Raw genomic sequence first — 26,579 nt, 5'->3', positions numbered from 1 at the left:
GCTCTCACCTCCTTAAGTGCTCAGCAACTTTTTCAGCAAGTTCTTTGAATATTCCAGCCTCTGGAGAATCGCTCAATACAATAGGCTCCCCTTTAACGTAGCTCTTAATTATAGCCTCACTATAAGGGATTTCAGCAACAATTTTAGCGCCGTATTCTTCCGCAACTCCCTCAATATTCTCAACATCTCCAAGGTCGCTCCTATTCACAACAACCCAAGCTTCCACATTCATTATCCTCGCAAGCTTAAGGATTAAACTCAAGTCATGCAGGCCAAGAGGAGTTGGCTCTGTTACGGCGATTATAAGCTCTGAGTCTTCTAGTGCTTTTGAAACTGTATTGCTCGTTCCTGCAGCAGTATCAACTACCAAAAGCTCTTTGTTTAAGCTTTGAGCCCTTTTCTTTGCTGTGGCAACAATAGGCATTGCCCTTTCTTCCCCTTCCAAAAGCCGACCTGTGATAAGTATGAAGTTGTAGGGCGTTTCGCTCGCATAGGTGTGACCCATAAGCTTTTGCCCTTCAATGATGGCACCATCAACGGGGCAGACTATTTGACAAGCAGCACAACCAGAGCAGAGAGTTGGCATTAAAAAAGGAGTCCCATCCTTCATTGTTATTATTGCGTGCTCTTCACATACTTCAGCACATTTACGACACTTAATACATTTAGAATAATCAAAACGGGGCATGAATGAATTTACCGGCTCTTCGTTCTGGAGCTCAACACCTAAAAGAATGTGATCGTTTGGAGCCTCAACATCTAAATCAGCTAAGACCAAATCAAAGTAATCTCTTAAAGCAATTGCTAGATTTGTAGCAACCGTTGATTTCCCGGTTCCACCTTTTCCACCACTAATTGCTATCTGCATCTCAACACCTCCAGAATTAGGCAAACCTAAAAGTTTAAAAATTTTGTGCATATGCAAATTTTATAACTTCCACAATCTCCTCATCAATATCTTTTTTTGAAATATATTCCGCTAAACGCGGCCCATCACGCACTTTTAGATAGTTCAAACCATATTTTTTAAATATCCCCTTTAAAACTGCCGAACCCTTTGCCCCGCTTAATCGTTGCAACTCTTTTTCAATTTCATCCCTATCAACATCTATCCCTTTCTTGTTCAGGAGCTTGGATATAGCATCAGGCACTAGAAGGTAATCCTCAATTTCGCCTCTTTTCCATTTGTGTATGTTGAGACTTTCTTGGGGGTAGTCATTATCAACAATAGCCAATACATTAGGAGGTAAAGGGGCTCGCTTAAGGATCTCCGTAAGGTTGTCTTTGCCGTCTAACCACAAAAATACGACGTCTTCTTTAATGCCAAGCTTTTCCATGAATACTCTTAAAATTGCCTCATCCGATTCGCCTTCTACTAAAAATACTCTTTTAAAAAGCTTTGAAAGGTAGAGAAGCTTTGTAACGAGAGGTGGGGCATCTGGGCGTGGAGGTTTGACTAAGATAAACCGGTCATCCTTGAATATGTATGTGTTTACGGAAAAATCCACTTGGTTTATATCCCTCACCTCAATAAACTCCTGAGATTTTCCACGATGTTCTATTCTCAAAGAACTGCCATCATACTTTAGATTAATGGCTCCAAAGAATGTGATTAATTTTGAAAGATCTGTGATTACAAGATTACCCTTTTTAGTCAACAGTGTGAACTTGACACCTTTTTCAGCTAATTTAACGTGTAAAATGCCCGGAATTTTCTTTCTAATAAAAAATTGCGTCTCTCCAGGGCTTAGTTCAAATTTAAGGGAAGCATTTAGACCGTTTTTTCTTTGCCTGTTGAGGAGGACGCTAAATGTATCATATATCATACCCAATACATCTGTATCAGAGTAGTTAACTATGATATTTCTCGTTTTTACAGAGGTTAGGTGCAAACATGTCGTTTTTTTAGTCAAATGTGTCCCTGTATCCATTTTATCCCCTATTTATTTTTGTTTTCATGATATATATCACTTTTGACTTCAATTTTTTACTAGTTTGTATATTAAAAAATTAAATATTATAATTGCGTTTTATTTAATAATGATTGAAAATTGCAGATTTAAAAATATTATTATATATTATTTTTTTGATTTGATATTTTAGTAAATTTTAAGCAGATTTTACTAATTATAATGTTAAAAAATTTGGATTTAATACTCTTGTTAATTGTAAATAATAGTTTGCACAGATATACTCGACAAAATTTGACAAAATTCCTCAAGATACCACATACCAAGAAATCACCAAATTCCCGCCTACCTCTCCATGACTTCATTACCAACAAAGCTTTTTATAGTGTAATGGTTGCATTTCCTTCATGATAATGGACATGTTTATGCATAAACTTTAGATATAATGTTGATTATATCCAAAACTCTTGAACAAATATGCACATTTAAAGGGGGCATATACAGGATGCCAATGAAATCAATTAACCCCCAAACTACGAGCTCCCCTAAGGCGGAACATCTTAAGCATCTCTCATATGCAGACCCAATAACTCCAAAGTCTACATTTAGAGAACGAAAAATGCACAATCTAAGGTTAATAGGATCCCACTACTTTGAGCGCAATAGCTAAAGGTGCAACCTAAAAACCGCTCACTCATGGCAAAGACGTCATAGTCGCTTGCACTATAGCTTAAACTTTCGACTCATACCATCTTTTGGATAAGTTTAAGTGAGAATCCAAAATGATAGGAATTTAATATACCATCTAACTAAACTAGAGTTTAGCTTTTGAATATAAAAGCAATGCATGCTTCAATCAATAGAGAGTCTTTGTAGCTTCCACGCATTATTCTCGCGGCATGTAGTGCGTTAGTGTGAGGTTGTTGATAAAGATCATCGAACTAAATGATAATAGCAAATGAGCTAACTTTACTGCAATCACAATATCATTGTGTTAGCTTCATGTAATGCTGCTGGCAGATCATACTACTATTAATTGTAACCATGAATTGATGCCACATACTCTGAGTTTTTCAAGAATCTTAGGCACTTTTTAACAGGCCATATCATACACTTTCTCCTGCTTTCATCTCCAGTTACCCTCACTCAAATCATAAATGTTACTCTTGTGTGTAAAGTTAATACAATTTTATAGAGTATATTTTTTGCATTTTATACCTTTATTTATGGTATCATATTGACTAATTAATTGAGTATAAAAAGAATAATAAATATAATGATTAAAATGACAATTTAGAATAATTCAAAAAATAATACATAAAATGCGTAAAATTTTCAGGTCTCACTCAGAGATTAACTGCAAACACAAATAATTACAAAAAGTTATTAAATAACACAAAACCCTAAAAACCCATTTAATCCAAGAAATAAGGCAAAAAGAAAAATTAAAGAGCAGGCGATTCTTCACTCATCAGCTTTTTCAAAGCCCATATCAATGGCCCGTAAACTGCTAAAATCACCACTAGTGCGGCTGCGTAAACTGCATCCATTTTCATCCCCCCAGCACAAACTGTGAAATATATATCACCACTATTACTATTGGATACACATACTTAATCCACGGTTTCCAAAGGGAGGGCATCTCTATTAGAGCGCCTTTCTTGATCTCTTCGTATGCCCTTTCAACTCCAAACTTTATTAGTGCTAGAGCAGCGATTAAAGCTCCAATTGGGCCCACATAGATTGTGGAGATGTTTATGAGAACCTTCTCAAAATAATAGGGGCTTAAAGCTGCTGGAGCACCTATCGCGAAAGTAAGTAATCCCAAAAGTATTGCCGCTTTTTTCCTCTCCATTTTTAGGTTGGTTATTGCTGAGTCCACGTATACTTCAAGCATTGAAACTGTTGATGAAAGTCCCGCGAAGAGCAACAGCAAGAAGAACAAAAATCCGAAGAACGCTCCTCCACTCATCTTTTGAAAGACCATTGGTAGAGTTACAAAGACTAATCCCGGACCTGCTCCAGGTTCAAGACCAAATGCAAAAACCGCTGGGAAGATTAAAAATCCTGCTGTTACTGCTACCGCAGTATCTCCAAATGCAGTGGCAATTGCTGATAGAGGTATGTCATCGTTCTCTTTCAAATAGCTGCCATAGACTACCATTGTATTCCCTAGCACACTCAAAGAGAAGAACATTTGAGAGAGTGCAATCATCCATGTTTCAGCATTTAGAGCTTTGCTGATGTCTGGGAGCAGGTAGAACTTCAATCCCTCGTATGAGTTGGGCAGCGTAACACTTCTTATCGCCAATATGATTAAGAGCACAAATAAAGCGGGCATCATGATTTTGTTGGCCTTTTCTATTCCTTTTTGAACTCCTAGTGCGACTATTGCGACTGTCAACATTATAACTACGAACTGCCATATCATTGCTTCTTTGCTAAATGCTAGTCCGTCAAAGAATGCTCCTGGGTTAATCCGTAATAGCTCACCTGTTAAAGAGGCTATGAAGTACCTCAATATCCACCCTAAAACGAGGGAATAGAATGCAAATATCATGAATATTGTAATGTTGGCAAGTAGACCTAAATATTTGCCTCCTGGAAGACCGGCTTTTTGGAACGCTACTATTGGCCCACCTTTAGTACCTCTTCCTAATGTCCACTCGACGGTTAGGGCAATAACACCCACTGCAAACAGCAGGATCAAGTAGGGGATTAAAAACGCCGCTCCACCGTATTTTCCAGCCCTCCATGGGAACATCCAAATGTTTCCTAAACCTACTGCACTTCCTATGGCTGCTGCCACAAAACCTACCCTACTTCCCCAGGTTTCTCTAGCCAAAAACAACACCTCCGCTAGTTGTTAGTGTAAAACACCCCAAAACAGATTTTAGATCAAGAATCACAAAAGCTTCGCTCAATAATCCTGAGAATAGACTAAACGGCTTCTTTGAAATTAAACCTCTTTTAGGCGATTCTCCAAAAACCCTCACTCCTGTTCACTATAGAGCACCAAGGCAATTAAATGGACATTAACTATAAAAGCTTTTTGGGAAGTTTTTTGGCATTTTGATAATAAAAGGAGTAAAAATCGACAAAAATATAAAAACCTAAGCTTTCTCTGCTCTCTCCTTCTCATCTATGTAAGCTATAATATTGTCCACTATCTGAGGTGCTAGGCCTATGTAGTTTTCAGGCTTTAGACTTTCCACATCTTCGTCACTTAAGTACTTCCTAACTTCTTCATCTTCTCTGATAACATCTATGAGGTCTCTCTTCTCGTGAAATGCTTTCATAGCCAATTGTCTAACTAATTCATGAGCCTCCTGCCTTCCCATACCTCTCTCGGTGAGCTTGAGCATTAGAGGCTCTGCCATAATCAGGTTGTTGGTCATGTAGAGGTTGCGCTTAATATTCTCAGGGAAGAAGTCTAGACCACTCAAGACTTTTTTCATGTTTTTGAGCATTTCATCCAAGAGGACAAAGCTCTCAGGAAGGATAACCCTCTCCACAGATGAGTTTGTTAAATCGCGCTCGTGCCACAGGGGATTGTTTAATAAAGCAGGCATTACATTTGAGTAGATAACCCTAGCGAGGCCGCAGATCTTCTCGGTTCTTATAGGATTCCTCTTGTGAGGCATTGTTGATGAACCCACCTGCTTCTTTCCAAAGGGTTCGCCAATTTCTAAAATCTCTGTTCTTTGAAGGTTTCTTATTTCAAGGCCAATTTTATCGAGCGTTGATGCTATTAGAGCTAAGATAGCCATTAACTCCGCATAAACATCTCTTTGAATAAGCTGGTTGCTAATTCTTGCAGGCTTTAGGCCAAGGTCTTCCATAACCAAGCGCTGTATTTCAAGGCCTTTTTCACCGAAAGACGCCATTGTCCCAACGGCACCGCTCATCTGGCCGACGAGGATTCTCTTCTTAGCTTCTTCGATTCTCTCTATGTGCCTTTGAATCTCATCGAGCCATATAGCAAACTTCATCCCATAAGTTGTGGGTACAGCATGCTGTCCATGGGTTCTCCCAATGCAGACGGTGTATTTGTGCTCTTTTGCGAGGTCTTTTAGGATTGAGCGAAGCTCTCTTAAATCTTTAAGTATGATTTCAAGAGATTCCTTTATGAGCAGGGCATTTGCGGTGTCAATTATATCGTTGGAAGTTGCTCCAAGGTGAATGTATTTTCCGTGTTCGCCGCAGACCTCAGTTAGCGCTTTAACAACAGCCATTATATCATGATGAATTTCGTCTTCTATCTCCTTAACGCGCTCAACTTTTACATACTTGGTGTTAGCTTTTTCGCTTATTATCTTTGCACTCTCTTCGGGAACGTTGCCCAGTTTTGCGTGAGCTCTAGCTAAAGCCGCTTCAACATCGAGAAGCTTTTGAAGTTTATTCTCCTCATCCCAGATTCTTCTCATTTCTTCACTACCGTAGCGATAATCGATAGGATGAACTGCCATGATATCACCACACAAATGTAAGTATTAGACTTAAAAATAGTTTGGTTTTAACATTCTTACGGCAATTTATGGAGAGGCATTGCAGTTCTTTTGAGAACCATATGGAAACACAAAAGTGCCTAATTGCTCTTAACTAAAACAACCGAAAAGTATTTAATACGAGAACACTCATTGAGCTATGACAAAACTTTCGGAGGGTCAAAAGATGGCAGAGGAGCATGTTGTATACATTGGAAAGAAGCCTGTTATGAACTATGTATTGGCCGTTATAACACAATTCAACGAGGGCGCTAAGGAAGTTAGCGTCAAGGCCAGAGGAAGGGCCATTAGCAGAGCTGTTGACGTTGCAGAGATCGTCAGGAACAGGTTCCTTCCAGAGGTTAGAGTCAAGGAGATCAAGATCGGTACAGAGGAACTCCCAACAGCAGATGGCAGAACAGCCAACACATCAACAATTGAGATTGTTATGGAAAAGCCATGAATTTAGTTTAGCTTTTCTCTTCCTTTTCACTATCATCTTTAAATGGTTTATCTTTTGTTTTGTGGGTTTTGCTTTAACTTGAGTTGAAGTGAAAAGCAAACTTTAATAGTTCTTTGATCTTAATCCTCACAGGTGTAGGCATGGTTGAATTTGAGACTATCAGCGTTGACGATGAAAAAGCAAAAGAGCTTGCTCAAATATTAATAAATGATAAAGCTCTATCTATCCTAAGGCTTCTTCAAGAGGAGAGCTTATCCGCTTCCGATATTTCAGCACGCTTAAATTTGCCTCTCTCTACTGTTGTCTACCATTTAGACAAGATGTCCCGTGTTGGCTTAATAGAGATTGCTGGAAAGAGATATGGGAAGAGGCTGCAGGAGGTTAAACTCTACCGTGCATCACCTAAACCAATTCTTTTAATGCCTGCTAAAACTTCGTTTAAGAGGCGCGTTTTGAGAACAATTGAAAAGATACAGGTAATAAGCTTGAGCATAGCTGGCATAGTCTCTTATGCAGTTTACAAGCTCTCAAATGCATTCTTTATCAAGAGTGGTGCTCCTCAAACAGTAGCTGAAGAGAATTTAACAGTAACTCAAACAATGCCAACTACTACCGAGATATCCAAAATGGTAGTAGAGACCACATCCAATGCAACACAAACTGCTACCGAAACCATTACTTCGTGGTCTGTCCAAGAGGGTGGACGTTTAGCAGGCCAACCAAACAATATGGGTGCTTTTTTGGCAGTTTTATCCTTTGTTATTGTGGCTTTAATCCTAAACTATTACCTTTCAAAGCGTAACTTGTAAACTCGAAACGTTTTTAAGAGTTGCTTTCCTAGAAGCAATTGTAAAATAGAGGAGGGGTAACAATGCCAACAGGAATTACCGTAGAACAAGTGATTAAGAGAAAACCTATTCTTGTTAAGCCAAGCGACACAGTTGATAATGTGGCTAAAAAGCTCTCACGGGCCAAGGTAGGCAGTGCAATTGTTGTGAAAAAGGATGAAATTGTCGGCATCATAACCGACAGGGATATCTTAGATAAAGTAGTCGCGCAGGGCAAAAATCCAAAGGAAGTCAAGGTTGAGGAGGTAATGACCCCCAAACCAATCACAATTGAGTATGATGAGGATATTGAAGATGCAACCCAATTGATGATTGACAAGGGGATTAGAAGGGTCGTCGTCACAAAATTGGGAAGACCAATAGGATTTTTGATGGCCGTTGACTTGTTGGCAGCATTATCTACACTTAGCTCTGAAGAAGAAACGGAAGAAGAAAGTATAGAGCCTGAATTCTATGGATACTGCGAAGTTTGTGGCCAATACAAGTCATTGGAGAGAGTAATCCACGAAGGCAGGGAAATGTGGGTATGCGAGAGTTGTAAAGACATGATTGGAGAAGGACAATGAGTCTCTATTAGAATCTCGCTTATCTTCCTTTTGGTTAGTTTTCTTCTTGTCCTAAACTTTAAAAGCTTGGAGAGATAATTTTCATTTGATCATGATCACGGGGTGATGATAATGGAAACGAAGAAAACCGGGACAACAACCGTTGGAATTAAAGTTAAAGATGGGGTTATTTTAGCGGCTGACACTCAGGCTTCTCTCGATCATATGGTAGAAACTTTAAACATCAAAAAAATCCTTCCAATAACAGATAGAATAGCCATAACAACCGCAGGAAGCGTTGGGGATGTTCAAATGCTCGCGAGGCTTCTTGAGGCAGAGGCAAGGTACTATCAGTTTACATGGCACAAACCAATGAGTGCCAAAGCTATGGCAAATCTTTTGAGCAACATCCTGAATGAGAACAAGTTCTTCCCATATCTTGTGCAGATTATCATAGGTGGCTACGTCGAGGAGCCAACCTTAGCAAACTTAGATCCATTGGGTGGCTTAATATTCGACAACTACACAGCAACTGGCTCAGGCTCACCCTTTGCAATAGCCCTCCTTGAGGATGGTTACAAAGAGGACATGAGCATTGAAGAAGCTAGAGAGCTAGCAATTAGGGCTGTAAGAACTGCTGGAAAGAGAGATGTCTACACAGGTGAAAGAAAAATCCAAGTAGTAGTAATCACAAAAGACGGCATGAAAGAGGAGTTCGTCGAGTTTAAGGCATGATTTTTATTCTTTGCTTTTCTCTTTAAATCTAGTTATATTTGGATTTTGGAAGATATGCGATACTAAGCATTGAAGAGTTAAACGACAACTTATATATTCCATTTAAACACCTAATTTAGAGAATTAGCCCACAGATATATTCAAAGACTTTATGATGAGGTGAAGATTAAATGAGAACCCGCAGCGCTTTATTGGTTGCTGTTATTTTGATAGCGATTTTAACATCCGCAGCTTATTATTACACTTATCCACGGAATATTTCCAAGAGCATGCCCCAACACGAGCTTTACAATATAACAATGGCGGTTTCTCAGGAGGTCGAGGAGATAAGGAACTTGACATTTAAGGAACAGCCCCAAATTATCATCGTCAACAGAAGCTGGGCCGTTCAGGAGTGGCGTTCCTCGCCCGCTAACCTTGAAGAGGCTAAAATGTGGGAAGAGATTTATAAGCTCACGCTCTTTGCCCCTCCAACCTACAACTACACAAAAACTCAAGAGGCTGTTAAGGCTTCTTGGATAGCCGCAACGTCTGGAAATAAGATGTATATAATTGAGGAGAACTTTAAAGAGACGGGAGACACTGCCTACAGAGTAATTGCCCATGAATTAACACACATCCTCCAAAAGCACTATTTTGACCCATCATACCCAAGCACGCTCGATGGGCGCTTAGCCATAACCGCTTTAATTGAAGGGGACGCAGATTTGACGGCGGATATTTACTGCATAAAGCACAATATTACTATACACAAAATTAGAAGCCTTCCCTTAGACGATCCTCCAATGGCCTTGGGTTATTTCCCATATGTATATGGCGATAAGTTTGTGGAGTTCCTCTACAACACTGGCGGTTGGGAGCTCGTTAATGAGGCCTACAATAAGCCACCTCTTTCAACAGAACAAATAATGCATCCAAAAAAGTACCTAATCTACGAAAAGCCCAAAAAAGTGAGCATCACCATAGCGAAAGGATATCAGATTATACACAGAGACACTATGGGAGAGTTCTACGTTTACCTCCTTATTGGAACTCATCTTGGCGCGGATGAGGCATCTTCCGTGGCAGAAGGCTGGGAAGGGGATACCTTAGTATTCTTGAAAAACTCCACTCATGAAGCTGTTATTTGGAAAACCCTTTGGGAGAGCGAGAAAGATGCAAGAGAGTTCTATGGTGCAATGAGAGCGATAATAGAAAAAACAAAAAGGAATATCCCACATTCAATATTACCACCAAGCTGCAGATTAATGGAAGTGAGGTTTTGTTTGCAAGCACTAAAAAGATCTAATTGGGGGTTAAATTATGATTCCGAAATTTATAACTGAAAGGGTTGCATTCTCACCCATGCCCTATCCAGAGGATGTTCCCCAAGTTGTGAAGGAATTCCAGGCCGTTGTTGTTCTAACTTATGAGTATGAGCTCTACTACGAGCTAAGTGAGCTCCTTGAAAACGGTGTTGAAGTCCTTTACGCTCCAATCGAAGATTTCACTGCTCCAACTTTAGACGAGCTAAGTGGAATAGTGAAGTGGATTGATGCAATGGTAAAGAAGGACAAAAAAGTATTAATCCACTGTCTTGGAGGGAGTGGGAGGAGCGGCACTGTTGCGGTTGCTTATCTAATGTACTCCCAAGGACTGAGCCTTAGAGAAGCTTTGGTTAAAGTTAGGATGCTTAAACCCTCCGCTGTGGAAACAGAGGAGCAGATGGAAGTTTTGAAGGAGTTTGAGAAATACTTACAGGAGCAGGGAAAAGGAAAAGCCAAAGTTTAGTTTTTCTAACTTTTCAGCTCGAATTTGTCTAAGCTGTAAACTTCTTCAAGCCTTTTCCTCTCATATTTGGGCTTGTCATCGTTTGAATAGCCCACTGGGAGTATTACTTCGAGACGGTAGTCCTTTGGCGCATTCACGAGCTTTGCTATTGCCTTAAAATTTGGCGGCGTGTATGTGACCGTTGCAAGGCCTTCTTCCTCGAGCGCCAATAAGAGATATCCGATTGAGAGCCACGTAGATTCTTTTGAAAATGGTGCTTTAACGTTGGAGAAGACCAAGACCAAGTAAGGAGCCTCAGTTAAAAAAGGCTTCTCCCAGGTAAAACCTTTTTTGCTCAGCCAGTCGCCGAGTTTTCCCTTAACCCGTTCATAGAACTCTTTCTCGCCCTCTTCACAGGTTTCTCTGATTCTCCTCTTCAGTTCCATATCTTTAACCACTACAAAGTGCCAAGGTTGAGCATTCATACCTGACGGGGCTTCTTTGGCAGCTTCAATACACTTCAAGAGCTTTTCAAGTGGAAAACTTTCGTGCTTAAACTTTCTAACAGTTTTTCTCCTCTTAGCGAGCTCAAGAATCATAGAGACCACCTCAAACGTAGAATATCATGCCATCATAGGCCACCAAAACCTTCCCATCGTATTTTTGGCGTACATATTCGGCGAGCTGAAGGAATGGGAGGTTCTTGTGAGAGATGTGCGACAAGAGAACCCTCTCTGCTATTTTTATTCCCATTTGGGCACTCTCATCCACGTTGTTGTGGTAGGGGTCATTTACACCCGGAGCATAGGTAGCGTCCATAATTGCTAAGCGGAGCTTTTTCTCCTTAAGCATTTTCAATGTTTTCTGAGAAAGGTTCTTAGTATCATAGAGGAGAGCTATTGCCTTATCATCCTCCTCAATCAAATAACCGAGCGTTTCTATTTGGTGATTTAACCTCAAAGCAGTTACTCTAAGTGAGTCTAGGATTAACTCATCTCCAGCACGGATAAAGTGGACTTCAATGTTCTTTGGGTCGGTAATGATTAGTTGGTCGGCGTGTTCTCTCGGTGCGTAGAGTTTAGTTTTTCTAGCGGTCCAGCGGAGCTTGTAGAGACCGTATATGTGGTCGTGGTGCCAGTGGGTTAGGAGTATGGCCTCGAGGGGAACGTGGAGCAGATCCCTTATATCCGTCCCAACATCTATTAGAACGGCTTTGTTGTTCTTCGTTATTATTGCGAGGGTTGAAGGTTTTCTCTGGGCAAAACCAAACTTTCTCGCCTCCTCGCACGTTGGGCAAGTGCAAAGGTGAGCAGGGATGCCCTCTGAACCGCCTGTTCCAAGGAAGTAAACTATCATTAAATCACCTTATTTCATGAACATGAAATAGCGTTTATAAGAGTTGCTAAATTTTTCTCTAACTTGCATCAAAATATGCATCCCCCCACCAAAAGAACTTTATCTTGAACGCGCTAATAACTTTTGATGCCCATGGAGGAAAAACCCAAGCTCATAGCTGACCTAATGCTAGGACGCCTCGCAAGGTGGCTTCGCTTGTATGGATACGATACCATTTACGGTGTAAAAGATGATGACGAGATTTTAAAAATTGCCGAGAGTGAGGGGAGGATTGTTTTAACGCGCGATGAAGACCTTGCCAAAAGAGCGGAGAATGTTATTCTCATACATTCAAATACGTTCGAAGAACAGATAAAGCAGCTGAGAGAGGAAGGTTTTAAGTTCGAGGAGCTTTTCCCTCCAAACGCCCGCTGCCCAAAGTGCAACGGCTTGATAAGAGAAGTTGAGAAAGAAGAAATCATTGAGAAAGTACCTCAAAGAGTCTACGAAAAGTACGATGAGTTCTACGTGTGTACCCAGTGTGGTCAAATCTACTGGCCGGGGAGACAGTGGAGGGAGGTTGTGAAAATTGATAAGAAATTGAGAGAAGCGAACGAGTAAAGTTCACCCCCTAATTGGGTGGTGGCATGCTACGAAGTGTCCTTTCTCGTACTCTATGTATGCTGGCTCCATCTTCCTACACCTCTCATCTGCAAACGGACACCTCGGATGAAAACGACAACCCCCCGGAGGGCTGACCGCGTTTGGAACTTCTCCCGTTATTTCTATCCTCTTTCTGTGCTCCTTCCTCTTCACCACCGAAGGCACAGCTTGAATGAGGGCGAGGGTGTACGGGTGCCCGGGGTTTTTGAGAACTTCATCCGTTGGGCCAATTTCAACTATCTTCCCAAGGTACATTACCGCTATCCTGTCTGCGATGAGCTTTGCAACAGCTATGTCATGTGTGATAAAGAGCATGCTGAGGTTGTACTCCTCTTTGAAGCTCTCGAGAAGTTGAAGTATCGAAGCTCTCATGGAAACGTCTATCATCGACACTGCCTCATCGGCCACAACGAACTCGGGCTTGAGTATCATCGCCCTTGCTATGACTACCCTCTGACGCTGTCCGCCACTGAGGTGATGGGGATAGCGATCATAAAACTCATCTTCGGGAGTGAGCCCAACACGCTTGAGCATCTTAAGGACCAGCTCCTTTGCCTCTTCCTTACTAGCCAAACCATGAATCAGAAGAGGATGTGCTATCGCTTCACCTATCTTCATCCTTGGACTCAAGCTCGCATAAGGGTCTTGAAAGACCATCTGCATCCTCCGCCTGTAGGGTCTAAGCTCCTCATCATTTAGCATCGTTATGTCAGTGCCGTCGAAGATTATCTTCCCATCAGTGGGTTCTATAAGCCTTAAAACTACCCTTCCTGTCGTGGTTTTTCCGCAACCGCTTTCTCCTATTAGCGCGAGCGTTTCTCCTTTCCTCACCTCAAAGCTTATCCCATCAATGGCCTTAACGAACTTCTGAGGCTCTCCTCTTAGGGTCTCGATGATTCCCCTTTTGACCGGAAAGTATTTCTTAAGGTTCTCAACCTTTAAGATTGCTTTATTCACTTCCCACACCTCCCCGGAGATGACATGCTACGAAGTGTCCTTTCTCGTACTCTATGTATGCTGGCTCCATCTTCCTACACCTCTCATCTGCAAACGGACACCTCGGATGAAAACGACAACCCCCCGGAGGATTTCTAAGATCTGGTGGGTAGCCGGGTATTGACTTTATCTCCTTGCTCTCGCTCCAGAGGTCAGGTACGCTCTCAAGAAGGGCCTTCGTGTAGGGATGAAGCGGATTCTCAAGTATACTCTCTACGTTCCCAAATTCGACTAGTTTACCTGCGTACATAACCGCTATTTTGTCACTCCTCTCGATGGCAAGTGAGATGTCATGGGTGACGAAGAATATGCTTGTCCCCTCAGCCTTAAGCTCGTCTATCAGATCCATAATCGAGTCCTGCACTATAACGTCAAGGGCTGTCGTTGGCTCGTCTGCTATGAGGAGCTTGGGATTGAAGGCCATTGCCATTGCTATGCTTATCCTTTGTCTCTGACCGCCGCTGAGCTGGTGAGGATATGAGTTTATCCTGTCCGCTGGGAGGTTGACTTTTTCGAGGAGCTCTCTCGCTCTTTCGTAAGCTTCATCGTTTCCAACGCCATGCTCCATCAAAACCTCCGCTATTTGATCTCCAACCTTCCTGAGGGGATCGAGGCTTGTCATTGGATCCTGAAAGACCATACTTATCTCCCTGCCTCGTATCTCCTTGAGAGCCTCTTTTTCGAGCGTCAGCAGGTTCTTGCCCTCGAAGATTATCTCTCCAGATACTATCCTCCCTGGAGAGGGAACAACGTTAAGTATCGCATGGGCCACCGTGGACTTCCCACTTCCGCTTTCACCCACGAATGTAACCCACTCCTTCTTGTCAATAGAGAAGGAAACCCCTTCAACAGCCCTAACAACACCGTTAAGCGTGAAGTAATGTATGCCAAGATTTTTAACTTCCAACATTTCCATCACCTCGTTCCAAGGGATATCCTTTCACTGAGTGCTTCTCCAATTAGGGCAAAACCCATGGCAAAGAGCATTATCATGATTCCTGGGAAGAACACGAGCCACCAGTAGCCGTCGAGTATAAATGGCTGTCCAACCCTGAGGTCATAGCCCCAATCAGGCGTTGGAGGAGTCACCGAGAGTCCAAGAAAGCTTAGACCGGCTTCCGTTAGTATAGCATCGGCGACACTCAATGTGAAGACAACGAGTATCGTCGGAGCGAGATTTGGAAGAATGTACTTGAACATTATCTCCTTGTTTTTGGTACCTAAAGCCCTTGCAGCCTCAACGAAGAGCTGACCCTTGAGACTTAAAGTCTGACCGCGCACCATTCTAAAGTACGTTGGAACGTAAACGAAAGATATGGCTATGGCCGTATTTATAGGGCTTGGACCGAGGACAACGGCGATGACTATGGCAAGTATAAGTGCTGGGAAGGCGTAGATACTATCCATAATCACACTCAACATCCTATCTATCTTTCCACCATAGTATCCGGATACTAAGCCAAGAGGAATCCCTATGCTCATAGATAAGAGAGTAGCCACTATGACGACGTAGATAACCACCCGCGAACCCCATACTATCCTTGAGAATACATCTTGTCCAAGCCTGTTGGTACCCATGAGGTGCTTCCCACTCGGTGAGGCGAAAGAATCGTCACTCGACTTTGTTGGATCGTAGGGGGCTATAAGCGGCGCAAAAATTGCCATGATAAGGACAATGAACACTATGAGTAGGCCAGCTATTAGCATTCCTCTCCCTGGCTTCTTCTCAAAGAGAGGGCGTGAAATTTTCCGTATCAGCTCCATTTTAACCACCTCAGTACTTTACCCTTGGATCGAGCAGTGCGTAGACAACATCTACTATGAGGCTTATCAATCCTACAAAAAAGGCGAAGAACACTACAGCTCCTTGTATGGCGTTGTAGTCTCTGTAGTCTATCCTATCGACGATGAATGTTCCCATACCGGGCCAATTGAAGGTTGTCTCCGTCAAAACTGCTCCACCAAGGAGTATGGCAAACTGGAGGCCCATAAGCGTAACTATAGGGATGAAAGCGTTTTTGAGTGCGTACCATGTTATCTTCCAATCCCTAACACCTCTTGCTTTGTAGGCCCTTATGAAGTCCTGACTGAGAACATCGACCATGTTGTTCCTCACAAGACGGGTATACGCCCCACTTAAAACAAGTCCAAGCGTGAAGCTTGGGAGGATTATGTGTTTAAGCGCATCTATGAATGCCTCTCCGTTGCCTGTGAGTATGCTGTCAAAGATATAAAGACCTGTTATTGTGTGGAGATCAAGTCCGGGGCTTATTCTTCCCGATGTTGGGAGAAGGTGAAAGTGTACTCCAAAGATGTATTGGAGCATCATACCGAACCATGGAATAAAGAGCGTATATGCTATGATGCTGTAAAGTCTCATCCCTGCATCAATCTTTGTGCCCTTCTTAACGGCACCAATTACTCCCGTTAGGAGGCCCAAGAGAACGCTTATTGAAAAGCCAAAGAGTGTGAGTTCGAGGGTAGCGGGGAATCGGAGTTTTAAGTATTCAACAACAGGCTTCCCCATTGGGAATGCCAAAGTTACACCAAAATCACCATGGAGCATTCTCCAAAGATAATCAAAATACTGGACGTAAAGAGGCTTATCCAGTCCAGCCATCGCCCTCAAGTGCTCCAGCTGCTCGGGGGCGATGTTTTTTGTTCCGACTACAGCCAAAATAGGGTCACCAGGGAGAATACGCAAAAAGATGAAGACGATTGTATAAAGGATTAAAACCGTCGGGATAATCATCAAACCTCTTATTAATATGTACTGACCGACGCCTCTAGCCATTCTACCACCTCACGAGATTTAAAAAGGAGAAAAGAAAAATCACTCCTCCTTATAGAGGGTGTAGTATTTGAATATCATATCCGGACCAATTTTAACGCCACCAACCCCTGGACTGGCTACCACGAAGAGCTTTCCTTGTATGAGTGGAATGTATGGAACATCCTCCGCGAGTATCTGCTGTGCCTGCTCGTAGAGAGTAGCTCTCTCGTTTTGATCCACAAGGGTTTGGGCTTTTGTTAGAACCTCATCCATCTGTGGGTTGGCGTAACCTGTTCCTGCCCAGCTGTTGGCAGTGCTCTTAAGGAATGGTGTGGTATAGTCATCTGGGTCGAGGTAGTCTGGATACCAGCCGAGAAGATACACCTGCATTTGGCCTTTCCTAGCGTAGTCGACATAAGTTCCCCACTCAGCGCTCTTTATGTCCACTTTTATAACGCCTGTCTTCTCCCATTGCTCCTTAAGGACTTGAGCAAGGTCAGCCTCTGTGTCACCGTAGTGTGTTGGAGTGTACCAAAGTTGTATCTGGAGAGGGTTGTTCTCGTCATAGCCAGCCTCTTTGAGAAGGTTCTTGGCAAGTTCAATGTTGGCGTCGCCGTACTTTTCCTTAAATGCATCGATATGAGACCACATCCCGTTTGGAATTAGGCTATAGAGTGGGTCAACTGTTCCCCTAAAGACCTTGTTTGAAAGATCTGCCCTATCAAGAGCCGCTGCTAGGGCTTGTCTCACCTTAACCTCTTTGGTCGGATCCTTTTGAGTGTTAAGGCACACGTACCTTATAAATGCTCCCGGTATCTCGATGACCTGGAACTTACCTTCTTTTTTGAGGCTCTCAATGTCAGTTGGTTTGAGGGTCCTCCAAGCTATGTCTATCTCGCCGTTCTGGAGAGCAAGTCTCATTGTTGAGGCATCACGATAGAACTTTATGATTATTTTTTCAGTCTTGGGCTTCTCGCCGTAGTAGTTCTCGTTAGCTTCGAGAACGAGCTCCTCATCACGAACCCATTTGGCTATCTTGTAGGGTCCAACTCCACCGGCTGTTTGGTCACTATCAATCTCATTTGGCTTGTAGCTTGGATGTACTGGGAAGTAGGGTGGTGTTGTAAGGAGTGATAGGAAGTAAGACACGGAATCTTTGAGGTAAAAGACAACAGTGTAGTCGTCCTTTGCTTCAACTTTATCAACGAAATCAGTGACAAGCCACGCGGGATCTCCATTGATGTTCATAACCCTCTCTATGCTCCTCACGACGTCTTGAGCTTTTAGAGGAGTCCCATCGGCGAACTTGGCATCCTTTCTTAAATAAAATGTCCAAACCTTGGAGTCATCGCTTACCTCCCATCTTTCTGCAAGCGCTGGTTTAATCTCAAGGGTCCCGGGTTCATATTTAACAAGACCCTCCATAACATTGTTTAAAACTTCCCAAGTGTAGAAGTCGTAGGCGTTGGCTGGGTCAAGATCCGTCACTTTGTCGGTGACCCCAATAACAAGTTGCTCTGCATACTGTGAACCACTTTGGGCTGAGGTAGCTGTTGAGGTTTCTTCACTTCCACCGATACAGCCGCTGGCTAAAACTGCAAAAACAAAAAGTCCAATCAAGAACAAAGATATACCACGTTTACTCATAGCGTTCACCAAAGAATGATTAAGTACATCAATGCATTTAAACCTTTTGTGGTCATTAAACTGTCAGAATACCCGATTTAGCGACATGATTTACCGCTTAGTAAAACTTAAAAAAATACGAAAAATCCAAAAATAAAACGAAAAATTTTGAATAAAATCGCCTAAATATGAGTATAGTACAATAAAAAATTGATAAAGTTCAAGCAATCTCTGAGCAACTGTTTTATACTCATGTGCCAAAGGCTAATACATGGAATGGGAAGAATGGAAGCCCTTTTACGATGAAATTGTCAGAGAAATGGGATTCGATGAAAAAGCCGATAGGAAAGCATCGCTTATTTTGAGAGATATTTTGCTAAAAAGCGAGAACTACACGACAATCAGTGAATTAAGGAAACTCATCAGAGAAAGGGCCTACGTTTTTGGAGCTGGACCAAGTTTAGAAGAAAGCCTAAAAACGCATACTTTTGATGATGGGATCCTTATAGCAGCCGATGGTGCAACTTCCGCTCTCTTAGAGCATAACATACTCCCCCACATAATTGTGACAGACTTGGATGGGCGCTTTGAGGACATAAAGAAAGCCAATGAGCTCGGCTCATTCGTGGTGGTTCACGCCCACGGCGACAATATTGAAAAGCTCAAAGCTTATGCCTCTAAACTCAAAAACGTTTTAGGGACATGCCAGACCGAACCTTTGGACATAATCTACAACTTTGGCGGCTTCACGGATGGGGACAGAGGTGCTTTTTTAGCCGAAGCTTTGGGGACGAGGGAGGCCTGTCTGGTTGGCTTTGATTTTGGAGAGATTGTGGGAAAATGGAGCAAGCCCCATCTAAAGGAGCACTCCCCCATTTGGGAGTCAAAGAGGAAGAAGTTTTACTTCGCCCAGAAGCTCTTAAAGTGGCTCGAAGAGAATGGAAAGGCCAGGATAACCTACCTTTAAGCATATTAAGATGCCAAAGATCACGCATCCTTTTAATGTGGCTTTCTTAGGACGCTTTCACTTTAAGCCTACTATCTTTTGAGAGGGCTTTCTTTTTTGCGCGTAGCGTGGTTGGAGTGAAAGCACACCAAAAAAGAGGACAAAAATAAAGGAACTCACTTCCTAAACTGCAAGCGAAGTTTGCTCGGCCACTCCCGCACTCATCATCATTCAGGTGGTCAAAGTATCGTCATCGCTGCGTTAAGTAGGCTCAAGAACTTTTAAAGAATCTCTCATGATCAGTTACGTACTCAAATCATAAAAGCCTTTCAAAATCCCATCTAACTGAAGATAAAACTTTTTAAAGTTTGCTTGAGATATTAGCATAGGTGGTTCAATGGCTGATATTGAGACAGCTAAACTGCTGATAAAGATTGGAGGAATTTTGAGCATAATAATGCCCCTCGTTATAGGGCTCTTCCTGTTCATAACCGTTGTGGGGATTGTAATAGCAATACCCCTCATGATCCTCGGCTACTGGATATACCGGCGGACAGAGGAGGTTGTGGAGCTCATAGAGAGAGGGGAATACAAAAAAGCAAAGGACACACTAATCATACCCATGGTGATTGCGCTGATTTTGACGAGCAGGATCGGCGGCATTTTAATGCTCATTGGACTTGTGCTGCTCCCTTCACAAAGTGAACCTAAAGGGATTTCAACTTTTTGACCTTATTTGCTTTTATGTCTATATATCCTTCCTTCTCCAGCTCTCTTAAAATGGCTTCCATAGCCTTTTGATTTGCGAGATTAATGACGAGCAGACCCTTCTCACTCGCTATCTCTACTGGAGAGGACTCCAAAAAGCTTCTAATCAGGATGTCTTTTGGAATCTTGTCATGCTGGCCCAAGGCACTCACAATCTCTTTTGAGAGCAAAGCCTTTGAAAGTAGAGCAAAGTAAGCGCTGAGCACCTGACGCTCACTGAAATACCTAGCAGCTATGTTTAAAGCAAGATTTATCTTTTCAAGCTCCACCTCTTTAATCTCAACTATGTACTGCGGAAGCAAATCTACGAGGGCATACTGTTTGGCTATCTCCTCAATGCTCTCAGGAATTTCAATCAGCTCATAGGGAATCTTAAATTGGAGCTTGAGCTTAGTAACATCCACATCCTCTTTCAGCTTTATGTTTCCTTCTCTATCTATATCCACTGCTCCATTCCTCATGAGCTGGTCAATAACATCCCCAACCCAATAGCCTTCTCTCAGCAAAGCTTCTATGTGTTCGCCTTCCTTCAAGTGCTCCAGCACGTGCAAAAACTGCTCTTTGAAGGTTTGAAATCCTTGGAGAATAACATCTTTTTCCTCGTCTCCCAAGGTTTCGATGATAGCTCTAATCTCCTCAAAAGTTCCCTCAATGACGTATCCTATGAAGGTTTCATAGCCTAACTCCTCCCTAATCTCATACTTTATGCCCTTCTCCCTGAGTTCACCCAAAAATGCTCGTTTAATTGCTTCATCTTTCATAACGAACCTCATGCTCAAACCTCCATGATGAGTGAACAAAAAGCATTTATATCTTTTGGGATTAGCTGGAGAGGGTGAGGGCATGAGCGAGGAGAAGCCGTACTTAGCAGATGAAACGCTCAAAAGGTGGCGGAACAAGAAAGTTGTGGTTTCCATAGGGGGAGAGCATCTTTTCACTGGCATTTTAAAGGACTTTGATGAGGAAGTTGTAGTGTTAGAGGATGTAGCAGATTTTACTGGAAACAAAGGGAGAGAGCTCCTCGTTAAAATTGATGGAATAAGCTGGGTAATGTTAATTGAATGACCCCTCTTCTCCAATTCTTGTAGCTGTACAAGAAGTAAAAGAGTAGTGTCGAACACTCGGCATTAATGGCGCCGGGGCAGGGATTTGAACCCTGGCGGGCGAACGCCCAGTGGATCTCGAGTCCACCGCCTTCCCGAGCTAGGCTACCCCGGCGCCTGCTCAAGGACATATACGTATCACCAACATGCACTTATAAGCCTTACCTTAAAAATAGGCAACGTATCTAGAAAAAGAAAAAAGCCGATTTAAACAAGCACACTGCAGAAGATCAATTACTACAATACAAAAACATCTTAAGGAGTTTATTACTCCTCCTATTACGTAAATAAAATGGTCAAAAAGACGTAAATTATATAAATATTAATTTCATACTGTTCTAGGTGATCCTATGAAGAGCACCAAAAAGACATCGATATTTTTGGTAATGTTCTTATTAGTAGTTTTTGTAGCAGGATGCACACAAACATCAGAAGACACTGCCGAACAAATAAACAAAAATGCAGGTACAACCGAAACGCAAACTCCACAAATCTGGACGTTATTTGACAAAGAATATACCTTCGATTCCAGAACATATATCCCATTTGAGCTCGATTCAACATATAAACTCACTATAACACTAAACATTCCATCCGGTAAAAAGCTTGAGTATCTAGGAATAATACCCGAAAGCGAACTGGAACAATGGAAAAACGATGATACTGCTTCAGAGTATCTCTACCTAAAGAAAAATGTTGAAAGTGGTACATACACCACAACACTTAACAAAGGAAACTATGTTTTTGTAATAGGAACACCAACACCAGAGTCTACAATTCTTAATGAAGATACTGTAGTAGTAAAACATGGCGATTATGAAGCAATACCGATTTATTTAACCAATATCCTCTATGCTCAAAACGTCAAACTAAAAATAGACATCAGAGAAGATCTAGACATAAACATTTATTTAATGGACGAAAAAGAGTATAACATCTGGAAACAAGGTGGGACACCAAAAATATATTTTGCAGAGAAAAAAGCCACAAGCGGGTACTACACACTAAGAAACTATCTACCAGCAGATACCTACTATTTAATTCTCGATAACGAATACTCACTACTCACCGACAAAACCATAGACTATAGAATAGAAGCCGAAATTGCAAAACCCTTCACAGGCCATATAAAAATAATAGCTGAAGAACAAAACTAAACCTATCTCTTTTTCTTCTTTCTAGTTTTAAAATTATATTCAAGATTTCACCGGTTAATTGGTATGACATATATCAAAAATTATGGGCAAAATTTGGAATGTATGTCAAGAAAATCTTTATATACAATAATACCCAACTGCCAATTAAAGTCTCAGCAGGAAGGGGATGTACGCTGTGGCTGGGGCACCATCGGCCTAATCTCCCCCTTCTCCCGGTGCTCCATCTGGTACTTCGAGAGAGCGCAAACTGGCATGATTTTGGGAGGTGTTGGGATGCCAATGTACCTTATAACTCACAGATGGCCCGAGGAAAAGACTCTGGACGCCATGAAAGAAGCTGCTGAATTCTTCAGTAACTTAACCAAGCTTCCTGAGGGCATTGAGTTTTTGGCCAGCTACAACACCAATTTTGGAGCATACACCATGTGGAAGGCACCAAATAAAGAAGCGCTTGAAAAGATAATGGAAAACTTCCCGATATTTAAGAAGGAAGCTGAGATAACGGAGATTGTGCAAAGCTATCCGCCTACGGTTGAGTACACTGTGAGGATGTGGAAAATGATGCTTTCACTGGCTGAAAAGTGAAGAGTTGATTTTTCTTCCCTTTTTATTTTCCAAACCCACTCAGGAATTTCCATTACATCTTTTTTGCATTTATAAATTTCCCTCAGCAAGGTTTAAATGCCATGAGAAACATAGAATATATTGAACGGAGGTGACAGCAATGGTCGGTATTCTTGTTGAGGAGGTAATGACCGACAAGTTTTCTAGAATTGACATCGACGCACCGCTTTCTGAAGCAATTGGTATTTTTGAAAAGGAAGACCCAGACCTAATACTAGTTTTTGACAAAAAGATGTATAAGGGTATATTGACCCAAGACTTAATTATAAGGTCCCACCTCAAGTGGGATCCAACGAAGGCTAAGGTTAGGGATGTCTATAAGACCGCCGTAATATTAAAGCCTAAGGATGATTTAAGCTTAGCTGCTAAGCTCATGCTTGAGATAGATTCTAGATCCTTACCTGTAGGAAAAGATAAATTAAATGTGTTCGGTGTAATAAGCGATATTGCTATTTTGGAAAGACTCTCAAAAGAGGAGTTCGGTACGAAGCCTATCAAAGAGTTTATGACAATGGATGTTATTACACTAAAACCAGATGATACTGTTGCAAAGGCTTTAGCTACGATGAGAGACCACGCAATCTCAAGGATACCCATAGTAAACGATGCTGGTAAACTGGAAGGATTGGTTACCCTTCATGACCTTATTATAAGGTTTATGAAGCCGAGATTTAAAGCCCACTTCGGTGAAGTGGCCGGAGAGAAAATACCCCCCTTCTCAACGCAGTTAAGAGAAGTTATGATCAGAGGAGTCATAACAACCACCCCAGAAAAGAGCATCAAAGAAGCTATCCAAATAATGCTAGAACACAACATTGATGGATTGGTTGTACTAGATGAGGAAAACAAAGTGGCAGGTATTTTGACCATCAAGGATCTACTGCTGCCAATATCCAAAATGACAGAAAAAGAAGTTAAGTTCTACCTCCAATTGGGTGGCGATGCATACTTGCTAAGCGATTTCACAAGAGAGAGGATAATAAGCGATGTCAGGAGCTTCGTAGATGGCTATGAGGAGCTTTTAGGCAACGAGGGAATAATATACTTGGTGATTAGAAGATTCAACGAAAAGTTCAGAGGGGTACACCTATACCAAGCGAGGATGAGAGTGGTAACGGATAAAGGCACGTATATAGCCACAGGAGAGACATGGGGAGCAATACAAGCGGTTCACGATGCATTGAGAGCTATTGAGAGGCAGATTCTCCAAAAAATCGAGCTCCACAGAGACGTAAAGTATTCAAAGAGATTTATTGAACAGTTGGGATTCTGGCGCTGAATCCTTCTTTTATTACCTCTTAAATATTCTTTAAGCTATTTTTCGATTTTCGGTTATCAACTTTTGGTTTCGAAAACTTCTAAAAACCCCTGCTGTCTATTTAGCATTAGGTGAGAAGACATGTGTTTGGCTGTTCCAGCAAAAGTTATTGAGATTAATGGTAATGTTGCAATAGTGGATTTTGGAGGAGTTAAAAGGGAGGCGCGGTTGGACTTTGTCAAAGACGTTAAAATTGGCGATTATGTCATAGTTCATACAGGATTTGCGATAGAAAAGCTCGACGAAAAGGCTGCATTGGAGAGTCTAAAAGCCTGGGAGGAGATTATGAGCGTCTTGGAGGAGTGAGCATGCTCGACTTATCAATTTTTGGAAATAAAGAGCTCGCTCAAAGGATTTTGAGAGCGATAAAAAGAGAAGCTGAAAAGATCGACCATGAAGTAAGGCTGATGCACGTTTGCGGAACTCATGAAGACACTGTGACAAGGAGTGGAATACGCTCACTATTGCCTGAAAACGTCAAGATATTCAGCGGGCCAGGATGTCCCGTTTGTATAACTCCAGCGGAAGACATAGCTAGAATGATGGAAATAGTAAAGAAGGCGAGAGAAGAAGGAGAAGACATCATCCTGACCACATTTGGAGATATGTATAAAATCCCAACAGCCATTGGAAGCTTTGCCGACTTGAGAAGTGAAGGCTATGATGTTAGAGTAGTTTACTCAATCTATGACTCATATAAAATGGCGCTTGAGAACAAAAATAAGCTCGTGGTGCATTTTTCTCCGGGCTTTGAAACGACAACAGCCCCAGCGGCTGGAATCTTAAAAGAGGCTATAGAAAAGGAGATTCCAAACTTTAAGATATACTCCGTTCACCGTTTAACTCCCCCCGCAGTCGAGGCTTTAATAAAAGCTGGAACAATCTTCCACGGACTAATAGACCCAGGCCACGTTTCGACAATAGTAGGTGTCAAAGGATGGGAGTACATAACAAAAGAATACGGTGTTCCTCAAGTGGTGGCGGGCTTTGAGCCTATCGACTTCCTCATGGGCGTCCTGATGCTCCTTAGGATAATTCGCAAGGGCGAGCCAAAGATAGAGAATGAGTACACAAGAGTCGTGAAGTACGAAGGCAATGTCGAGGCTCAAAAAACAATGGAGTACCTCTTTGATGTGGTTGATGCAAAGTGGAGGGCTTTGGGAGTTATTCCTAAGAGCGGACTGGAGCTCAAGAAGGAGTTTAAGGAGTACGATGTGAAGAACATCTACAATGTTGAGGCTCCAAAGCTTCCCGAGCTTGAAAAAGGCTGCATCTGCGGTGCCATCTTAAGAGGACTGGCTCTACCAACACAGTGCCCACTCTTTGGAAAGGAGTGCACACCACGAAAACCCGTTGGACCGTGTATGGTCTCATACGAAGGCACGTGCCAGATATTCTACAAGTATGGAGCTCTGCTCTAATCTTTTTTTATTCAATTATTTCAAATTCCCTTACAATTATGGCCTTCTGCTTTTGTGTAAGTGCATCTAGAGACATAACCACAATCAATGAAGCGTCGTTTCTCAAAACTCTATCTTTTAAGGAGAGCAGGAACTTTGCAGAGGCTTCAAAGCCATTCTCCACTACTAGATACTCAAAAGTATCCATGTAAACGAGGTTGTAGCCCTTTTGAAGCTCCTTATTGATCAAATCTACGAGAATGTCTATTTTTGCAGGACTTATAGCATATATCCTGGGTTCAGTTTCAATCCATCCTTCTTGAGCTCTCGTTATCCAGAAAACAATTTCATCTGCATCTACTTCCCCTCTAAGGACTCGAGGATCTCTCCTTGTTATCAAAATCGTGTTGTTTTCTTTGAATATGTTTGGATATGCACTCCTAACGCTCTCGTAGCTTCCAAAAATGTATGGCTTGCTCTCAATTTTGGATAATGCTGTTTCCTCAGGAAAGTGCAGGGGATACATCATGAATCTTAAAGCACCGATACTCATGATTACTCTAAACACCATTCCCATTGCAAAGCCATAAGGCAAAAACCACTTCAAAGTTGCTGTATATGGATAGGTCAGGTTAAGAAGCCCCAATGCAGCCATCCCAAATGGAAATAGAGCTTGAAGAGGTTCTCTCTTAATGATGTACTGGTAAAGAACATAAGCAACATACAAATGCCCAGTGCCATAAACCAACATTGGGAAGAGAGTTTTAAGTGTAAACATGGAAGCAAGCTTCGTGGTGCTAATTAAAAAGAGCCAGATATAGGCAGTGAATCCCAAGGTACTTAACATTATGGCATCTCTTATCGTGAACTCAGACTTTGAGAGATACACCCCTGCAGCTATTAGGAGAAGACCTACTGCAAAAGAGTTTATTGTACTTAAAATGGATGTTGCTTCCTCCATGAGCCGCAAGTTTAAAGGTTCCAAGAGTAGCTTATCCACATCAAGGGCATTAAGCAAAAACGCCAAAGTCAAGAATAGCCAGCCCTTGCTTTTCTCCTTGCGGAGTTTATATGCCGAGACTCCGAACAAAATCCAGCGGGAGAGGAGATTTAGAGAATTTACCCAGTCCATA

The 26,579-nt window shown here is 42.0% G+C and carries 28 protein-coding genes and 1 tRNA gene; 15 read left to right on the top strand and 14 right to left on the bottom strand.

Going from position 1 to position 26,579, the window contains the following annotated elements:
* Positions 1-4: 4 nt before the first annotated feature.
* The 4 genes from PAP_RS06350 to purB all read right to left on the bottom strand — a co-directional run bounded on the left by PAP_RS06350 (position 5) and on the right by purB (position 6,379).
* Positions 5-868, bottom strand: coding sequence for a nucleotide-binding protein (locus PAP_RS06350; protein WP_048165975.1), 864 nt, complete (start codon positions 866-868; stop codon positions 5-7).
* A gap of 34 nt (positions 869-902) precedes the next feature.
* On the bottom strand, positions 903-1,931 hold the full coding sequence (locus PAP_RS06345; RefSeq protein WP_048165215.1) for a toprim domain-containing protein: 1,029 nt from the start codon (positions 1,929-1,931) through the stop codon (positions 903-905).
* A gap of 1,531 nt (positions 1,932-3,462) precedes the next feature.
* Positions 3,463-4,764 carry a sodium-dependent transporter gene (locus PAP_RS06340; RefSeq protein WP_236626973.1) on the bottom strand — a complete coding sequence of 434 codons (1,302 nt, stop codon included), beginning with the start codon at positions 4,762-4,764 and terminating at the stop codon, positions 3,463-3,465.
* A gap of 259 nt (positions 4,765-5,023) precedes the next feature.
* Positions 5,024-6,379 carry an adenylosuccinate lyase gene (gene purB, locus PAP_RS06335; RefSeq protein ID WP_048165213.1) on the bottom strand — a complete coding sequence of 452 codons (1,356 nt, stop codon included), beginning with the start codon at positions 6,377-6,379 and terminating at the stop codon, positions 5,024-5,026.
* Between the two features lie 205 nt (positions 6,380-6,584).
* Between purB and albA the strand changes: the two genes are divergently transcribed.
* The 6 genes from albA (at position 6,585) to PAP_RS06305 (ending at position 10,758) form a co-directional block, all read left to right on the top strand.
* Positions 6,585-6,860 (top strand): DNA-binding protein Alba, encoded by a 276-nt coding sequence (albA, locus tag PAP_RS06330; RefSeq protein WP_048165212.1) that lies wholly within the window; start codon positions 6,585-6,587, stop codon positions 6,858-6,860.
* 140 nt (positions 6,861-7,000) lie between these two features.
* Positions 7,001-7,669 carry an ArsR/SmtB family transcription factor gene (locus PAP_RS06325; RefSeq protein WP_048165211.1) on the top strand — a complete coding sequence of 223 codons (669 nt, stop codon included), beginning with the start codon at positions 7,001-7,003 and terminating at the stop codon, positions 7,667-7,669.
* 62 nt (positions 7,670-7,731) lie between these two features.
* Entirely contained in the window at positions 7,732-8,274 is a 543-nt protein-coding gene (locus PAP_RS06320) for a CBS domain-containing protein (protein WP_048165210.1), read from the top strand.
* Between the two features lie 111 nt (positions 8,275-8,385).
* Entirely contained in the window at positions 8,386-8,988 is a 603-nt protein-coding gene (psmB, locus tag PAP_RS06315; protein ID WP_048165209.1) for an archaeal proteasome endopeptidase complex subunit beta, read from the top strand.
* Between the two features lie 170 nt (positions 8,989-9,158).
* Complete coding sequence (locus PAP_RS06310) at positions 9,159-10,313, top strand: eCIS core domain-containing protein (protein WP_052649094.1); 1,155 nt, start codon at positions 9,159-9,161, stop codon at positions 10,311-10,313.
* Positions 10,291-10,758: a protein-tyrosine phosphatase family protein gene (locus PAP_RS06305; RefSeq protein WP_048165208.1), complete on the top strand. Its 468-nt coding sequence runs from the start codon at positions 10,291-10,293 to the stop codon at positions 10,756-10,758. Before PAP_RS06310 ends, PAP_RS06305 begins: the two co-directional genes overlap by 23 nt.
* Positions 10,759-10,763: 5 nt before the next feature.
* Here the strand turns inward: PAP_RS06305 and PAP_RS06300 are convergent, their stop codons facing one another.
* Together PAP_RS06300 and PAP_RS06295 are read right to left on the bottom strand one after the other, a co-directional pair.
* Positions 10,764-11,336: a nitroreductase family protein gene (locus PAP_RS06300; RefSeq protein ID WP_048165207.1), complete on the bottom strand. Its 573-nt coding sequence runs from the start codon at positions 11,334-11,336 to the stop codon at positions 10,764-10,766.
* 10 nt (positions 11,337-11,346) lie between these two features.
* The gene (locus tag PAP_RS06295) at positions 11,347-12,093 is read right to left on the bottom strand and encodes an MBL fold metallo-hydrolase (protein WP_048165206.1); all 747 of its coding nucleotides are present in this window, start codon (positions 12,091-12,093) and stop codon (positions 11,347-11,349) included.
* A gap of 126 nt (positions 12,094-12,219) precedes the next feature.
* Here PAP_RS06295 and PAP_RS06290 point away from each other — a divergent pair, with 126 nt between their 5' ends.
* Positions 12,220-12,693 carry a Mut7-C RNAse domain-containing protein gene (locus tag PAP_RS06290; protein ID WP_394296779.1) on the top strand — a complete coding sequence of 158 codons (474 nt, stop codon included), beginning with the start codon at positions 12,220-12,222 and terminating at the stop codon, positions 12,691-12,693.
* A 3-nt stretch (positions 12,694-12,696) separates the two neighbouring features.
* Here the strand turns inward: PAP_RS06290 and PAP_RS06285 are convergent, their stop codons facing one another.
* The 5 genes from PAP_RS06285 to PAP_RS06265 are packed head-to-tail and all read right to left on the bottom strand — an operon-like array spanning position 12,697 to position 18,151.
* Positions 12,697-13,692 carry an ABC transporter ATP-binding protein gene (locus PAP_RS06285; protein WP_048165204.1) on the bottom strand — a complete coding sequence of 332 codons (996 nt, stop codon included), beginning with the start codon at positions 13,690-13,692 and terminating at the stop codon, positions 12,697-12,699.
* Complete coding sequence (locus PAP_RS06280) at positions 13,685-14,641, bottom strand: ABC transporter ATP-binding protein (RefSeq protein WP_236627016.1); 957 nt, start codon at positions 14,639-14,641, stop codon at positions 13,685-13,687. The genes PAP_RS06285 and PAP_RS06280 overlap by 8 nt, the downstream gene beginning before the upstream one ends.
* 5 nt (positions 14,642-14,646) lie before the next feature.
* Positions 14,647-15,495, bottom strand: coding sequence for an ABC transporter permease (locus PAP_RS06275; protein ID WP_048165202.1), 849 nt, complete (start codon positions 15,493-15,495; stop codon positions 14,647-14,649).
* Between the two features lie 10 nt (positions 15,496-15,505).
* Entirely contained in the window at positions 15,506-16,525 is a 1,020-nt protein-coding gene (locus PAP_RS06270; protein WP_048165201.1) for an ABC transporter permease, read from the bottom strand.
* 39 nt (positions 16,526-16,564) lie between these two features.
* Complete coding sequence (locus PAP_RS06265) at positions 16,565-18,151, bottom strand: ABC transporter substrate-binding protein (RefSeq protein ID WP_048165200.1); 1,587 nt, start codon at positions 18,149-18,151, stop codon at positions 16,565-16,567.
* Positions 18,152-18,401: 250 nt separating this feature from the next.
* Between PAP_RS06265 and PAP_RS06260 the strand changes: the two genes are divergently transcribed.
* Entirely contained in the window at positions 18,402-19,097 is a 696-nt protein-coding gene (locus PAP_RS06260) for a 6-hydroxymethylpterin diphosphokinase MptE-like protein (protein WP_048165199.1), read from the top strand.
* A 376-nt stretch (positions 19,098-19,473) separates the two neighbouring features.
* Positions 19,474-19,806, top strand: a complete 333-nt coding sequence (locus PAP_RS06255) for a hypothetical protein (RefSeq protein ID WP_048165198.1) — start codon at positions 19,474-19,476, stop codon at positions 19,804-19,806.
* On the opposite strand, the gene PAP_RS06250 is transcribed toward PAP_RS06255, so the two are convergent.
* The gene (locus tag PAP_RS06250; protein ID WP_048165197.1) at positions 19,784-20,617 is read right to left on the bottom strand and encodes a hypothetical protein; all 834 of its coding nucleotides are present in this window, start codon (positions 20,615-20,617) and stop codon (positions 19,784-19,786) included. The two genes, PAP_RS06255 and PAP_RS06250, sit on opposite strands and share 23 nt — an antisense overlap.
* Positions 20,618-20,687: 70 nt before the next feature.
* On the opposite strand from PAP_RS06250, the gene PAP_RS06245 reads away from it, so the two are divergent.
* Positions 20,688-20,909 (top strand): LSm family protein, encoded by a 222-nt coding sequence (locus PAP_RS06245; RefSeq protein WP_048165196.1) that lies wholly within the window; start codon positions 20,688-20,690, stop codon positions 20,907-20,909.
* Positions 20,910-20,975: 66 nt separating this feature from the next.
* Here the strand turns inward: PAP_RS06245 and PAP_RS06240 are convergent.
* A tRNA-Ser gene (locus PAP_RS06240) sits at positions 20,976-21,062 on the bottom strand.
* A gap of 235 nt (positions 21,063-21,297) precedes the next feature.
* On the opposite strand from PAP_RS06240, the gene PAP_RS06235 reads away from it, so the two are divergent.
* From PAP_RS06235 to hypD, 5 genes are all read left to right on the top strand, one after another.
* The gene (locus PAP_RS06235) at positions 21,298-22,104 is read left to right on the top strand and encodes a hypothetical protein (protein ID WP_048165195.1); all 807 of its coding nucleotides are present in this window, start codon (positions 21,298-21,300) and stop codon (positions 22,102-22,104) included.
* 273 nt (positions 22,105-22,377) lie between these two features.
* On the top strand, positions 22,378-22,689 hold the full coding sequence (locus tag PAP_RS06230; RefSeq protein WP_048165194.1) for a hypothetical protein: 312 nt from the start codon (positions 22,378-22,380) through the stop codon (positions 22,687-22,689).
* 139 nt (positions 22,690-22,828) lie between these two features.
* Positions 22,829-24,007 carry a CBS domain-containing protein gene (locus PAP_RS06225; RefSeq protein WP_048165193.1) on the top strand — a complete coding sequence of 393 codons (1,179 nt, stop codon included), beginning with the start codon at positions 22,829-22,831 and terminating at the stop codon, positions 24,005-24,007.
* Between the two features lie 120 nt (positions 24,008-24,127).
* Positions 24,128-24,352, top strand: coding sequence for a HypC/HybG/HupF family hydrogenase formation chaperone (locus PAP_RS06220; protein ID WP_048165192.1), 225 nt, complete (start codon positions 24,128-24,130; stop codon positions 24,350-24,352).
* Positions 24,353-24,354: 2 nt separating this feature from the next.
* A complete protein-coding gene (hypD, locus tag PAP_RS06215) occupies positions 24,355-25,467 on the top strand; it encodes a hydrogenase formation protein HypD (RefSeq protein WP_048165191.1) in 1,113 nt (370 codons plus the stop codon).
* 7 nt (positions 25,468-25,474) lie between these two features.
* Here the strand turns inward: hypD and PAP_RS06210 are convergent, their stop codons facing one another.
* A complete protein-coding gene (locus tag PAP_RS06210) occupies positions 25,475-26,578 on the bottom strand; it encodes a DUF835 domain-containing protein (protein ID WP_048165190.1) in 1,104 nt (367 codons plus the stop codon).
* Position 26,579: the final 1 nt, after the last annotated feature.

The organism is Palaeococcus pacificus DY20341 (assembly GCF_000725425.1).
In the GTDB taxonomy this organism is placed as follows: Archaea; Methanobacteriota_B; Thermococci; order Thermococcales; family Thermococcaceae; genus Palaeococcus; species Palaeococcus pacificus.
The sequence above is the reverse complement of the archived record's forward strand: the minus strand, read 5'-3'. Positions and strand labels throughout refer to the sequence as shown.